Annotated in this window: 4 protein-coding genes; 2 read left to right on the forward strand and 2 right to left on the reverse strand. The window is 49.0% G+C overall.

Annotated elements, in window-relative coordinates:
* Window positions 1-18: 18 nt before the first annotated feature.
* Window positions 19-2,157, reverse strand: a complete 2,139-nt coding sequence (locus BUB18_RS07950; RefSeq protein ID WP_073079719.1) for an alpha-glucuronidase family glycosyl hydrolase — start codon at window positions 2,155-2,157, stop codon at window positions 19-21.
* A gap of 370 nt (window positions 2,158-2,527) precedes the next feature.
* Window positions 2,528-3,571, reverse strand: coding sequence for a LacI family DNA-binding transcriptional regulator (locus tag BUB18_RS07955; RefSeq protein ID WP_073079720.1), 1,044 nt, complete (start codon window positions 3,569-3,571; stop codon window positions 2,528-2,530).
* Window positions 3,572-3,886: 315 nt separating this feature from the next.
* On the opposite strand from BUB18_RS07955, the gene BUB18_RS07960 reads away from it, so the two are divergent.
* Together BUB18_RS07960 and BUB18_RS07965 are read left to right on the forward strand one after the other, a co-directional pair.
* Window positions 3,887-7,648, forward strand: a complete 3,762-nt coding sequence (locus tag BUB18_RS07960) for a DUF3857 domain-containing protein (RefSeq protein ID WP_083549566.1) — start codon at window positions 3,887-3,889, stop codon at window positions 7,646-7,648.
* 393 nt (window positions 7,649-8,041) lie between these two features.
* Window positions 8,042-15,049, forward strand: a complete 7,008-nt coding sequence (locus BUB18_RS07965) for an autotransporter-associated beta strand repeat-containing protein (RefSeq protein WP_073079724.1) — start codon at window positions 8,042-8,044, stop codon at window positions 15,047-15,049.
* Window positions 15,050-15,164: the final 115 nt, after the last annotated feature.

Here is a 15,164-nt window from a genome sequence, read left to right on the forward strand (position 1 = left end):
AGCGGTATAAATCAGTTTTTAAATGCCCGGTGCAAAAGGGAACCTAAGACTTTTATAATATTCCAGTGAGGTGGAAGGTTGTTCGTAACGCGCTGGAATGGGCTGGCGACTGAACGTTTGGAAGTAGAGCAGGCATGCATTGCGCCACCAGATGGCTTCCTTGTGTTCAATGCCCAGCAGCATGGCCACTTCATGGAAGCGTTGTTGATCCACATAAGCCTGCAGTTTATTCCAGGTTTGTTGCAGGGCAGCGGTGCGTGCCGCACCGGTGTAGTACTGGTAGCAGAGCTCATTCCAGAGGCTACGGCCACTGCGCATTTTGTAATTCCAGGGAACATGATGGAACCAGAGGAGGTAAGCATCCGGGCAGGTTTGTAAGTCTTCCCATTGCTGCCTGGCCTTTGGCTGGTATTGTGCCAGGGCATTGCTGCCGGTGGTGGTGCGGTCGAAGCCAACGCCTATGGAGTCGGCCTTGTGATAGTATACGGGATTCCATTCCGGGCGTCGCTGGTCGTTTACCCAGGGTGCAGGGCCGTAGTGATGACCGGTGCCCATGATGTGGTGTAGGCCCAGCGGATTAGTAAATTGTACGTATATATCGCGACTCTGCAACATCATTGCTGCAGCGGTATCTACAAAGTGCTGGTTGTTGGTGAAGGTCATGCGCAGCCACTCGTTAGCGATGCTGGCGCTGCTGAGTTCATGGTCCCAGGCAAGGCGGCCGAGGGCGTACCAGTTGGCCTGCGCGAAGGGGTGGCCGCACCAGTTGATATCATTGCCGATGTTGGCTACACCGGCGATGCCGGTGAGGGAGTCGTGGCGGGCAGTGCCATCTATCACCTGCGCCACCGTATAGTCGTTACCGGTATTGCTTTCCAATACTTCCTTAAATAACGGTGCCAGGTATACGAGGTTGGTAGCCTGACCCAGGTATTCCTGTGTTACCTGGAATTCCATCATTAGCGGTGTTTTAGGCATTGCGCCAAACAGCGGATGGAAGGGTTCCCGCGGCATGAAGTCGATAGGTCCGTTTTTTACCTGCAGCATTACATTTTTTCTAAACTCACCATCGAGCGGAGTGAATTCGTCGTAGGCCTGTGTATGGCGGTCCAACGGGTTGGTGTGGCTATACACAAATGCGCGCCATATAACGATGCCTTTAAACGGTGCTACGGCATCCGCGAGCATGTTGGCACCATCGGCATGGGTACGGTGGTAATCCTGTGGTCCGGGTTGTCCTTCGCTGTTGGCTTTCACGAGAAAGCCGCCGAAGTCGGGTATATATTGGTAGATTTCTTTTACTTTCTGTTGCCACCATTGTTGAACGGCGGGGTCCAGTGGATCAGCGGTTTTGAGTCCGCCTGTTTCCATTGGTGCGCTGAAGCGGGCGGTGAGGAATACGCGTATGCCATAGGGCCGGAAAACATCCGCAAGTGCCTTTACTTTTTCGAGATAAGGTTTGGTGAGTACGGTGGCGTTAGCGTTTACGTTTGTGAGTACGGTGGCGTTGATGCCAATGCTGGCGTTGGCCCTTGCGTAATCAATATAACGGGGATCTATATAGTCAGGCAGGGTGTGCCAGTTCCAGATGGAGAAACCGGCGTAGCCTCTTTCAACGGTTCTGTCGAGGTTATCCCAGTGGTTAAGCATGCGCAGCCGGATACGTGGTGCGGAAACGATATTAAGTTTGGTGATGGGTTGTTCCGTTTGGAGTAAGCGTAATAAATGGAAGGTGCCATATAGTACGCCTATGTCTGTGTTAGCAGCAATAACGGTGGTGGGTATATTATTGATGGTAGTGGTAGTAATGATGAATCCTTCGTTGCCTGCTTTTTTTAATTGTCCGGTGATAGCGGCGTTGCGGAGGAGCGGTTCGTTTTGCGGCGTGCCGGCGATGAGGGTGCCGGGTTGCGGTGTGGTTCGCTGAGCCACCGTGGTAGCCAGTAGTCCGTTGAGTCCTGTTTGCAGTTCCTTCCGCACGATGTCCATGGTGGGGGAGTTGCCGCTGGCGAGGATGCTGTTGAGTTGTTGGCGGTAGGCCTGCAGGAGGCTGTTGTTTGCTACTTTCTTGTACCGGAGCCAGAGGTCATAGCCGTTTTCTGAAAAGGCAAATAGTGATGGCAACAGGAGTAGTAATAATAACGGGAATCTTTTCATGTCGTCTTTTTTTTCTCGCGAAATGAGCGAGGATTTTTAGCGCGCAGCGAAGTGTGTTTTGTCTTTTTTTCACGCAAAGCAGCAAAGCAGGTAAGCAGCTAAGGCTTGTGTTTTGTTGGTGAGGTTCTAAATCTGTCCGCCTTCGGTGGACCGATTTAGAACCTGTAGCAGACCTTCGGTCTGCTAATAAACTCCTCCAAACAAAATGCAGGTCTTTGCTGCTTATGCCCCTTATGCTGCTTTGCGAGAAACAAGATCGCTTTGCTGGCTCTGCGTGAAAAAAGACTGGCGGCGCTGCTGTTCATAACGTGGATTTGCGCTAATTTAAAATATTTTTACGCAATCGGTTGCGTTTATTTTACAAAAAAATTTACCCGGCGGCATCCTTTTTCAGAGAAGAAGCTCTGATAACGAGGTCGGCACGGAGGGTGATGGCATTGGTTGCATACAGATCAGTACTGCCTTTCAGGTGGTTGATCAGGTAGGTGGCTGCGGTATTACCGATGGCTTCACCGGAATAGTTCATGGTGGTGAGGTTCGGTTCAATCACTTTGCTGATAGGGTCGTTGTTGAACCCTGCGAAGGCGATATCTTCCGGGATACGGAGGCCAGCGGCTTTAAGGGCCAGCATGCAGTATACAGCGGCGGTATCGTTGGCGGAAAATACGGCGTCCGGGCGTTCGGCCGCAGGCAGGTCCAGGATGTATCTGGCAGCTTCTGTGCCTGCCTGTTCCGACAGGTTACTGACCAGGTGCAACGATTCAACGAACAAAAGGCGATGGTCTTTCAGGGCCTTTTTATAGCCCTTAAAACGGTCTGTATATACGTTACGCAACAGGTTGCCTCCCAGGTGCATGATGCGCTTGCAACCCTGTGAAATCAGGTGCGTGGTAATTTTGTAAGCAGCTTCGTAGTTGTCGATTCCAACGGAGGTGCTGTCGGCATGCGGATGTACGCGGTCAAAGAACACAACCGGGATTTGCTTTTTAAAAAACGGCTCCAGGTGCTGAATATCCACCGCGTTGGCTGAGAGGGAGATGAGCAGGCCATCTACTCTTTTATTGTACATGGTCAACACGTTGCGCTTTTCCTTATCTACGTCTTCAAGGGACTGCGCAATAATGAGATTATAGCCGTGGAGGTTGGCGGCATTTTCCATGCCCGCGAGCACAGACGACATGAAATGACTGTTGAGTCGCGGTACCAGTACACCCAGTGTAAGCGTTTGCCGGCTGCGCAGGCTGCTGGCAAAGGTGTTAGACTGATAGCCCAGCATAGTGGCGGCATCCGTGATCTTTTTGCGGGTTTGCTTGCTGATCATGGGATTGTTTTTCAACCCCCTGCTCACCGTAGCTGCCGAAATGTTCAGGTATTTCGCAATGTCGTATATCGTTACTTCACGGTCTTCCGCCATAATAATTCAGCTTATGGATCAAAGAAAATTAAATTTCTTTGAATAAAAAAATGCAATCGGTTACGTTTACTTGTAAAGATCATTGTCAATGCCTGGTTTGCCTTAGCTTTTTGTACTATGTAATCTCAGATAAATAATACCAGCTAATCTGTAAAATTAATGCATGTAAGGATGTGCTGAACAGTGCAAAGCTGCAACTGGAAGCCCAATAGTTGAAAATGGTGCATCAAGATAATTATCTGCAAAAACCAATCCTTCGTGGGATGGACGCACAAAATTTAACTGCTAATTTTGCGCCGTTAAATCCTTTTACCAATGAAAAGAGTTGTTAGCATTATTTTGTTAACCCTATGCCCGTACCTGCTAATGGCGGGCGATTATGAGAAAGCCTGGGAGGCACTGCACAAAAATGATTTTAAATCAGCCACCATCTACCTGGAAAAAACTATCAAATCGGGAGGACCGAAGAAGAATAGTGCTATTGTTACCATGATCCTGTTAAAGAACATGATTGGGTACGACAATGATTTTACCAGTCAGTATTTTAATCCGCTGAAAGCATTGAAAAACCCGGCCCCATATGCCTATGCCATGTGGTTTTTAAATCCTGTACTGGGCCAGTATGGTGTAAAAACAGGCGTTCAGCTTGAAAATCTGCAACAACTGTGTGCTGATACCCTGAATTACAACGGTTCTATCAATGCCGCTGCCACCTATTTTATGGGCCTGCAAAACAGTTGTGCCAATAACAAAAAAGAGGCTGCCCGCTGGTATCATGCCATCGGCGCACTGGAAGAATGGTCGTATGTGGGGCCATTCGACAACGTAATGGGAAGCGGTTTTGATAAAGATTATGGCCCGCTCAAAAGTCCGCAGGGCACTGCTTTTACAAGCAGCAATAATAACAGTCCTGTAAACTGGTTCTCTCCGTTGTATACCACCCGCGAGGGTTGGAATGAGGTGAGTTCCTTTTTCCCGGTGCGCAGTGCAGTTGGATATGCACAAACCTTTGTAAATGCTCCCGCCGATATGGATCCAATTCTTTGTATGGGCGCTACCGCAGCCATGAAGGTATGGGTGAATGATAAACTGGTGATGAGTCAGCCCCAGGAAATGGTGACGGAAATGGACTGGTGGAAAGTAAAAGTACACCTGAACAAAGGTTTTAACCGGGTTTTGGTGCAGATAGGTTTCACCGAAAATACTTCACATCCTAATTTCATCCTTCGGTTTACCGATGACCACTACCGTCCTCTGAAAGGCCTTGTATCACAGCCTTTGGCAGAAAAATATCAAACAGATATGTCGGCATCCGCACCGGAGCTGATCCCCCATTTTGCGGAAGACTACTTCCGGAAACAACTGGCATTACAGCCGGAAGATCCGATTAATGCTGTTCTGCTAAGCCGCGTGTTTATCCGCAACCAGGAATGGGATAAGGCTAAATCAGTGATGAAGAACTGGTATAAAACCTTTCCTAAAGATGCTTTCCTGTTGAATTATTATGTGGAATGTATGTCCGGTGCAAATGACCGCAGCGATTATGAAGAAGGGCTTGAAACCCTGAAAAATATGTTGCCGGACAATTACTGGGTACTGTACAGCAAAGCCGTAAAGCTGGAGAATGAAAAAAGCTACAGCGAAGCCATGGAACTGGTGGATAAAATGATTACCATAGAAGGAGAAAGAAGCGTTACCACTCTTAAGAAACTACAGTTATTTGCCATGCAGAAAAAACTGGACAGCATGGTGCAGCAACTGAAATTTGCTTATGAGAAGTATCCTGACAACTATGATGCGGTGCAAACCATGTATATCTACGAAAGCAGGTTAAACAACAATCCTGTAAAAGGTGCTGAGGTGCTGCAAAAGTATTGTGATAGCTTTTACAATTTTAATATGCATACCTTGTTAAGAGACGTATATCTCAACCAGGGTAAAACAGATGAAGCGCTGCGGCTGATGCATGCTACTGTTGACATGGCCCCTTATGACCTGGATGCCTATTCCCCGCTGATCAGGTACTATTTTGGCAGCAGGCAATATGATTCCGCCATACATTACCTGAATATCCAGCATAAGATCAGCCCTTATTATCACCAGCCTATCGGTGACATTGCCAGCTGCTATATGCAGTTGAAACAGAATGATTCTGCTGTAGCTAATTTCAAAAGAGCACTGGCTATGCATGCCGGCGGATTTGATTACCGGGAACAACTGCGTATGCTGGAAAAACAAACGCCCATTGAAAAGTATTTTCCAGTGATGGACTATTACAGTGAGATCAAAGACTATTCCATGCCAACTGCCGATACCAGTCAGCCTTATGCTTATATCTTCGATGAGAAAAACGTAGTGTTGTACCCAGAAGGTGCCAGTGAGCAAACCATTAATACCGCCGTTTACCTGAGTAATAAAAAGGGCATTAGTCGTTGGAAAGAAATCAGCCTGCCCTATAACGGCGTGTACCAGGAGCTGATCATCGTAAAGGCGGAAGCAATAAAACCAAGCGGGGCAAGGATTCCGGCAGAAACGGACGGCAATGATATCGTGTTTACCAAGCTGGATGTAGGCGATGTGGTTTACTACAGTTATAAAGTAAGATCAGTAGGCCGTGGCCGCCTGAAGCGGGAATTCTGGGATAAGTTTTATTTCTCTGATTATGTGCCCGCAAAAGTTTCCGCCTATAATGTGCTGGTGGCAGATACGGTGCCGCTATACTACGAATACAGGAATGGTGCCGGTGATAAACCTAAAATTTCAAAGCATGACCAGTTTAAATTATATAGCTGGAGAAAAGAGAACATAAAGCCTATCCGCAAGGAGTATTATATGCCTAATGTTTCCGAGGTGGGAGAGGTACTCCATGTTTCTACCGTGAAGGATTGGGATGTGATTGCCGAATGGTACAGTGATATTACCCGCGAACAATCAAGAGAGGATTTTGAAATCAACGAAGCTTTCAAAGAAATTTTCCCGAATGGCACTGCTAACCTGGATGACCTGACGAAAGCAAGAAAGATTTATGATTATATAGAAGACAGGATTTCGTACAGTTCTGTTTCTTTCCGTCAGGGGGCATATGTGCCACAGAAGGCCGGAAAAACACTGATTACTAAGCTGGGCGATTGTAAGGACCTGTCCACCCTGTTCCTGGCCTTTGCACGTAAAGCCGGTTTACCAGCCAACCTGATTCTGGTAAGTACCAGGGAATATGGAGAACATAATATGCAGTTGCCTTCGCTGGACTTTAACCATTGCATCATTGCATTTAAGGCCAACAATAAAACCTGGTACCAGGAGCTGACTTCCAACACCCTGCCTTTTGGCGTGGTGCCTACCGCCCTGGCAGGAGCTCAGATACTGAATATCCCCTATGACTTCAAACCCGGAGAAAAACTGGGCACTATCCCGGCATCAAACTATACCAAAAAATCGGTAGTACGACGTATGGACGTTACCGTTAAAGGTACCGATGCGGTGCTAAGTTCCAATTGCGCTTATGTGGGAGAAGTATCAGAGGAGCTGCGGGCCGACTACCTGCATAAAACCCCTGAAGACGTGAAAGACGGCGTACAGAACCGGGTAAGCAGAAACTTTAAAAACCAGGTGGTATTGGATAACTATAGCATCACCAACCTGGACAACCGTAAAGATACCCTGTGGCTGAATACCAGCTTCACCGTTAAAAATGAAGTGATTAATGTGGGGGATATTCATATGATCAAATTACCATTCATGGATGTAGTGGCTACCGCAGATATATTTACTGCTGAGCCAAGACAGTTTCCATTTGTTTATGCCGATTATGAGCAGCTGGATGATTATATAACGGAAATGCATGTGCATCTTTCAGGTGATATTAAATTTGATCAGCTGCCATCCGCTACCACCCTGAAGATGGGGGAAATGTCCTACTCCCTGGAGTTTAATAAGGTGTCGGATACCCACCTGGTTGTTACCAGGCATTTCAGCACCGATAGTAATAAAACTATTCCGGCAGCTGCCTGGAAAGAGCTGGAAACATTTTTCAATGGCATCGTGAAATCGGAGCAGAAGTATATTTCTTTCCGGTAAGGGAAATTTGAGAAAACCTTTTTCACAGCGCGCATGCACCACGGTGTATGCGCGCTTTTTTTTGACCCCAACAGGACGGTACAGGACAGTAAATTTCAAATGCCTGTCTATATTAAGCTATCAATCTATGAAATCTATCCGTTCTTTCGGCTCCCCAGCTACTCAGTCGGCCGTAAAAACATAGAGCAACATAGTCGGGTAAAACACAACGACCGGTAAGTGCAAACCCGCATTGGCATTGCGAGCACCAGCTATTTTGTAAGTACACTTAAACTGATTTTTCCTGAACCTATAGGAAGAGGGCAACCCCTATAGCACCAAGTTTCACGTGATAGTATTTAGTTATCTGCATCGTTGGTAAATATTTGAAAAACTTTATTTCTTGTAAATTCCATGAAACAATTCCACACATTCAGGCGGGGGTACCTGCCATTATTTACACTGATACTTTTTATTTTTTACAGGGTCCCGCTATTTGCGCAAACGCTGGCTTTCCCCGGTGCGGAAGGATTTGGGCGCTTTGCTACCGGTGGCCGTTACGGATCGGTGTACCATGTGACCAATCTGAATAACAGCGGGGCCGGTTCCCTGCGGGACGCCGTCAGTGCTCCTAACCGCATCGTAGTATTTGATGTGGCCGGTGTGATCCGGATCACTTCCCGCATGGTGGTGTCACCCAATATTTACATTGCCGGGCAAACCGCTCCGGGGGAAGGTATCACCGTATATGGCAATGGCTGGAGCTTTTCCGGCGCTCATAACACCATTTGCCGCTACCTGCGCATCCGCATGGGTATTGTAGGAGACGATGGTAAAGATGCCAACGGCCTGGCGGATGGCCATGATATTATATTTGACCATTGTTCTGTTAGTTGGGGGAGAGATGAAAACTTCTCTATTAACAGCACCACGGGCAGGAACATTACGATCCAGAACACGATCATTTCGCAAGGTCTGCTCACCCACTCGGCGGGTGGCCTGATACAGGCAGACAGTATTACATTGTACCGTAACCTGTACGTCGATAACGGTACGCGAAATAACAAGATCAAAGGCATAAATCAGTACGTCAACAACATCGTTTACAACTGGAAAGATGGCGCCTATATTATGGGTGGTGAGTCGGAAGGCCATTCCTACGCCAACGCCGTGAACAACTGTTTTATTCAGGGACCTGTGAAAGGCGTGGCGCCGTTTAACCTCGGTAACCTGAATTACCATATTTATGCGTCGGGAAATATTTTTGATAGTAGTCGCAATGGATTATTTGATCCTTATGTGATTCCGCAGAGTCAGTATGTAGGCCCACCGGATTTCCAGGCCAGCCCTTATCCATATCCCAGCCTGCCTACAGAGCCGGCAAATGTACTGGTAAACACCTTGCTGCCGTCAGTAGGCGCCAGCCTGCCTTATCGCGATTATGCCGATTATTATGTGGTGAATGAAGTGAAATCTTTTGGTAAGAAGGGAGAGCTGATCGCCAATGAAAATTCCCTGCCATTCGGTGCACCCACCATCTGGCCACTATGGAGCGGTAATCCCCGCACAGACACGGATAACGACGGCATGCCCGATGACTGGGAATCCACTAACGGTACCAATCCCGGCGTAAACGATGCCATGACGATTACCGCTTCCGGCTATACGAATATTGAAAATTATATCAACAGCATTACGGGTAGTAATTCCCAGCCATACCTGCGTGCACCAATGAAGCTGAAGCAGGACTCCGCCAACCAGTCCACTATTTACCTTTCCTGGCTGGATTATACTGAGCAGGAAACCGGTTATAGGGTGGAAAGGATGGTTAACGGCACCTGGATGCAAATTGGAACCACCGGCGTTAATGAGAACTATTTTGCTGTAACAGGCATGGAACCGGAGGAAGCAGATACCTTCCGGGTGAAAGCGTTTAATAGCGGGGGCGAGTCCGGTTACTCCAATGAATTTATAGGCAAAGCCAAGCCGGTGGAAGTACCGGTGCTAAACCCCGCCACCTTTGCGCCGGCGCTAACATGGACGGGCGCGGTGAGCCAGGATTGGGACCTGACCACCAACAACTGGGCGGACAGCACCCATAACGCCGTGGCGTATACGGACAGCAGCGCCGTTACCTTTGGTGAAACCAGTGCCGCCGGGAGGGCGATCAATCTCACTGCCCCGGTGATTGCCGGCGATATCCTGGTAAACAGCAGTGCAGATTACAGCTTCTCCGGCCCCGGCGTGATAACGGGGATTAAATCAATGAACAAAGCCGGCACCGGCACGCTTTCCCTGCTTACTAAAAATACCTACACCGGCGCCACAGTGGTGCACGGCGGTACTATCGCACTCAACACCCTTGCTAATGGCGGGGTCGCCAGTTCCATCGGCGCTTCGGCCAACTATGGGTTTAACTGGGTTTGGAAAGGCGGGCAATGGTTGTATACCGGCCCAAGTGTAAGTACCGACAGAAACGCCGTGCTGGACAACAGCACCGCCTTTAATGTAGCAAACAGCAGCAGCGTGGTGACCTTCACCGGCGTGCTTACCGGCGATGGTGGGCTGATCAAATCAGGCCCGGGTAAACTGGTCCTGAAAAACGCAAACCCATATGCCGGCGAAACGATTATCAATGGTGGCGTACTGGAAGTAAATCCGGTGAGCAGTGCTACGGTGGAAGGTGACATCATCGATAATAACCGTGGTATCGGTACTTCGCAGGTATTGCGCCTGCACGGTGGTACCTACCGCACGGCCAATGGTAGCAATACGATGTATGAAAACTATCCTTTACAGCTATACGTAGATGACAGCACCGTGAACGGCTTTGAGCCTAACCGCCTTGCTAACCTGAATATGACCGTGCATGGCGGCGGCACGCTGAATTATACCATTCCTTATTTAAGAGAAATTATTCAGGGCGACTGGAGCGATTATACGGGCACGTTAGTAGCCAACGGTATCAATACAGACGATACCTATAGCCTGCTTGCACTCGATAATAACGCCGGCTTCCCTAACAACCGCCTGGTAATTACCGGGAATACCAAGATTGCCGCTTATAGTAACAACAAAGTGTTTTCAATAGGTGGTTTATCTGGTAATGCCGGTACTTTCCTGTCCTGCGGTGGCACTAAAACCCCCAGCTTCGGAAACGGTTACACGACTTATGTTGTAGGAGGCGCCGGTACAGACGAAACTTTCAATGGGGTAATCAATAACCATCTCTATGGCTATGCCTCCGAAGGCAGCGGTACCACCACCATCGTTAAAACAGGTGCCGGAATTTGGCGTTTAACGGGCAACAACACCTACGTTGGTACAACCACAGTGGAAGATGGTAAACTGGTGATAAACGGCAACAACAGTGGTAACGGACCGGTAACTGTGAATGAAGGGGCAGTATTAGCCGGTAAAGGGTCCATTGCAGCGGCAGTGGCCGTGGCCGGAACATTGGAGCCGGGCGACAGCTCCATTGGCACTATTACCCTCAAAGATAACCTGAACCTGCAAAACGCAGCAGTGACTGCCATCGACATTAACAAAACCAACAATACCTGGGATATGGTGACCGTGGCCAGGGATGTGGTGTACGGTGGTACGCTGAAAATTAATTTTACAGGTACACCTGCATCAGGTGATAAATTCAAAATTTTCAATACCGCAGGTCTAGTGCAGGGCACCATAACACAGTTTGAGCCGGCGGTACCCGGTGCAGGACTGTTGTGGGTGTTTAAACCAGCCATCGGAGAGCTGGCGGTGCAACACCTGAACTTCGTGGAAGCACCATCAGCACTGAGTTTAAATGCACCGGTGGCAGCGCCGGGACAGTCCAATACGGTTACCTGCACCTGGACAGACAATTCGGATAACGAAGATTACTTTATCCTGGAAAGAAGCAGCGATAACGTAATATTTGCAGATGTGGCCCATCCGGCTGCAAATGCCACTACCTATGAGGATGGAGGTTTGCAGGCCGGCGTGAAATATTACTATCGCATCAAAGCGCATAGTCCTTTGAGCGAGTCGGTGTATAGTGCCGTGGCATCCGTAACCACACCTGCTGCCGGTACCTTGCCTGCGGTAACCAACACGCCATCGCCGGTGAATAATGCCAGCAATGTATTTGTAAATAATGAGGCATTCAATTTTAGCTGGAAAGGGAACTATGCTGATAGTTATGCCATTTACCTCGGCACCGATACCGCCAGCCTCGTGAAAGTAGGAGAGGTGCCTGCGGGTACCGCGGTATACAACCCTGGGGAACTGCAGCCTAACACCACCTACTATTGGCGAATTGACGCTAAAAACGGCAATGGTACTACCAGCGGTACTACGTGGAGCTTCAGGTCCGCCAATATACCAATGACGGTTGCGGGCGATTACCGCTCCGCTGCCAGCGGTAACTGGGGTACGTCCAGTGTGGCTACAGTTATCTGGGAAACATATGACGGCAGTAATTGGTCAGGTACTGCGGTGCCACCTTCAGGAGCCACGCCTACCGTGACGATCAGAACAGGACATACTGTGGCTTTAAACGCTACAACTGCGGTTAACAACCTCGTGGTAGAAAATGGGGGTGCGCTGATTTCCGGTACCAGCGATGGGGGCAGCGGTACGCCTGCCAACAGGAACCTGCGCGTGATCAGCAGCGTCAACAATTTTGGCACAGTAGGCTCGAGCACCACTACTACCAACCGCGTAAACTTTGAAGGATATAAGGCTACCGGTAAAATTTACATGACGGGTACCAGCACTTATTACCTCAATACTTTTACGGTAAACGCTACGGCTAAAACCATGGAGGTGGTGATTGATGCTAATCTTAATCTCGCCAGTTACCTGCGTCCGAACTATTCTACGGCTACTACGCTTCCATGGACAACCGATTCGCAGAACGATGACAATGTAACCATCACCATCAATGAAGGGAAAACGGTGACGATAGGCAGTTCCGGCTACCTGATGGCTTCCAGCTCACCTACTACCAATACGATCGGTGAGTTTGGCAGTTATACCTTTAATATCAATGGTACGCTGGATATGCGCTCCACTGGTACATCGTGTGTGGTGGGGCATGCTACTTTACCTGGCACTATTACCATCAATACAAACGGGAAATGGCTGATGGGAAATGCCATTCGCTTTATTACCTCTGCCACTACTGCACCAGTGGGGAAAGTGTCGCTTAACATCGGTGCAAACGGGGTGGTGGATGCCGGTGCAAGAACCATTAGCTCCAGCAATACCGCTACTAATATCGTGGTGGTCAACAACAATTTTGGGCAGGTGGTATACTTCAACCTGGAACCGGGTGGCCAGCTTAAAACGAAGGTGGGCAACAGTGCGATGACTTATTACATTGGCGCTGATGCGGAATATAGTCCGGTGAAATTAACGAACACAGGTACGGCTGATATTATCGGGGTGGGTGTAAAAACCGGTGTGACTTTACCGGTGGCAGACAGTTCACGGATTGTAAATAAAGAATATACCATAGTTCCTGCCACCGCCGGTGTAACCACAGTTGCAGCGAGCTTTGGCTGGATGCCGGTAAGTCAGGGCAGTAATATGACTACGGCAGGCGCGTTGGTACAAGGCCGTTACACCAATAACGGCTGGACCGAAACACCTGCCACTATATCCGGAGCAGGTACCATGACGAACCCATATTATGCTAACGCCAGCGGGCATACGCAGTTCGGTACTTTTGTAGTGGGGCAGGTGGGTGCTGTAAAAGATTTGGAGGCGCCGGTGGCCCGTGCAAAAGATATTGCCGTTACGCTGGGCCTGGATGGTACAGCTGCCATTACAGCTGAACAGGTAGATGATGGTAGTACCGATAACATGGGGTCGGTGACCCTTAGCGTGAGTCCGGCAAAGTTAACAGGTACGGACAGTGTTACACTAACCGTAACGGATGCTACCGGCAACAGTGCTACCGCTAAAGCGCTGGTAACAGTGAACAGGCGTACGGCCACTATAGCGTATAGTGGTGACCGTAGTCAACAGTATTCTGATAAACTATCATTCATGGCAACCTTAACGGACCTGGAAACCGGTACCTTACTGGCTGAGAAGAGGGTTCGTTTTGAGCTCGGAAGTCAGTCGGTTGCTGCAGTGACGGGCATGGACGGAGTTGCGCATATAGTCATGGCCATTACTCAGGCGCCTGCGACTTATGGGTTGACTACCTTCTTCGAAGGGGATTCACTGTTCCTGGCTGCGGTGGATACTACCACCTTTACGGTGCAGCCGGAAGATGCGCTTGTGACCTATACCGGGGCGTACTATGCATCTGCTGGTACGAGTACTACGGCTACGGTGGCGTTAACAGCTACTATCGCGGAGGTAGGGGATTCCGCTGCGGGTGACATCAGCAATGCACAGATAACTTTTGTAGATCGTGTAACCAATACCGTGATAGCCAGGGTTCCCGTAACGGTGAGTAATGGAGTAGGCACTGCCACATATAACTGGAATGCCGACCTGGGGGCCGCAAACGCGAAGGACTATACGATTGGCGTAGTGGCGGCTGGTTACTATCAGTGTAATACCGCGGAAGAAAATACGATTGTCACCGTTGCAAAGTCAGCTTCGGAAATGATCAGTGGTGGAGGATATTTGATGTTGAGTCGCTCCGGTGGCCAGAAAGCGGGTGATATGAACAGTAAAAACCACTTCGGATTTTCGGTGAAGTATAACAAAAATACCCGTAGCCTGGAAGGCAGTTACAGTGCACTTATTCGTCGAACCGAAGCCGATGGCCTGCATGTATACCGGGTCAGCGGCAACGTACCTTACGTGTTTACCGCTATTCCTGCCATTGGATTGCTGCCTGCTAAGGGCGTATTCAAAGGGAAGGCCGGCATTGTAGACATTACCAATCCGCAGGCACCCGTGAATTTGGATGAATCTGCAACGATGCTCGTGGATATGAGTGACCGCAGTGAGTCGGGCACGGGTGATGCCGTAGGTATAACCATCCGGGATAAACGTGGCAGCTTGTGGTTTGCCAGCAACTGGCTCACCCTCCTCAACGCCGAGCAAACGCTGGCAGCGGGCAATGTAAAAGTAAATAGTGGGTTCTCCCTGCTGCAAACTTTCATCTCCTCACTCCTTAGTACAGTGAATGAAGATGATATTGCCAGGGGCGGAGGCAACAAGGGTACAGCCTTACAGGTAGCACTGGCTCCCAATCCTGCCACCACTTATACAAATGTGATCGTACATGCGGCGCCGGAGAAAGGAAAGGTATATGTGAAGGTATTTGATGTATACGGTAAGCTGGTGGAATCCAGGGAGGATGTACCTACCGGCACCGCCATTCAGATCGGCAGCGATTACCGAGCCGGGATTTACATGGTGGTGGTGAACCAGGGTAAAGTGCAGCAAACTGTGAAGCTGGTAAAACAATAGTTAAGTTTTTTTAGGGAGATAGCAGCCGCCTCTGTTTGAGGCGGCTGCTTTTTTATGTACACTGCCCGTAAGCTGCGCTTACATCTCCCTAAAAAAATAATTAGGTAACTGTATG

This window comes from Chitinophaga jiangningensis, from assembly GCF_900142605.1.
Classification (GTDB): domain Bacteria; phylum Bacteroidota; class Bacteroidia; order Chitinophagales; family Chitinophagaceae; genus Chitinophaga; species Chitinophaga jiangningensis.

What these genes read in the sequence shown, in the direction of transcription:
- BUB18_RS07960 (WP_083549566.1), top strand. Translation starts at nt 3,887, where the DNA reads ATGAAAAGAGTTGTTAGCATTATTTTGTTAACCCTATGCCCGTACCTG.
- BUB18_RS07950 (WP_073079719.1), bottom strand. Translation starts at nt 2,157, where the DNA reads ATGAAAAGATTCCCGTTATTATTACTACTCCTGTTGCCATCACTATTT.
- BUB18_RS07965 (WP_073079724.1), top strand. Translation starts at nt 8,042, where the DNA reads ATGAAACAATTCCACACATTCAGGCGGGGGTACCTGCCATTATTTACA.
- BUB18_RS07955 (WP_073079720.1), bottom strand. Translation starts at nt 3,571, where the DNA reads ATGGCGGAAGACCGTGAAGTAACGATATACGACATTGCGAAATACCTG.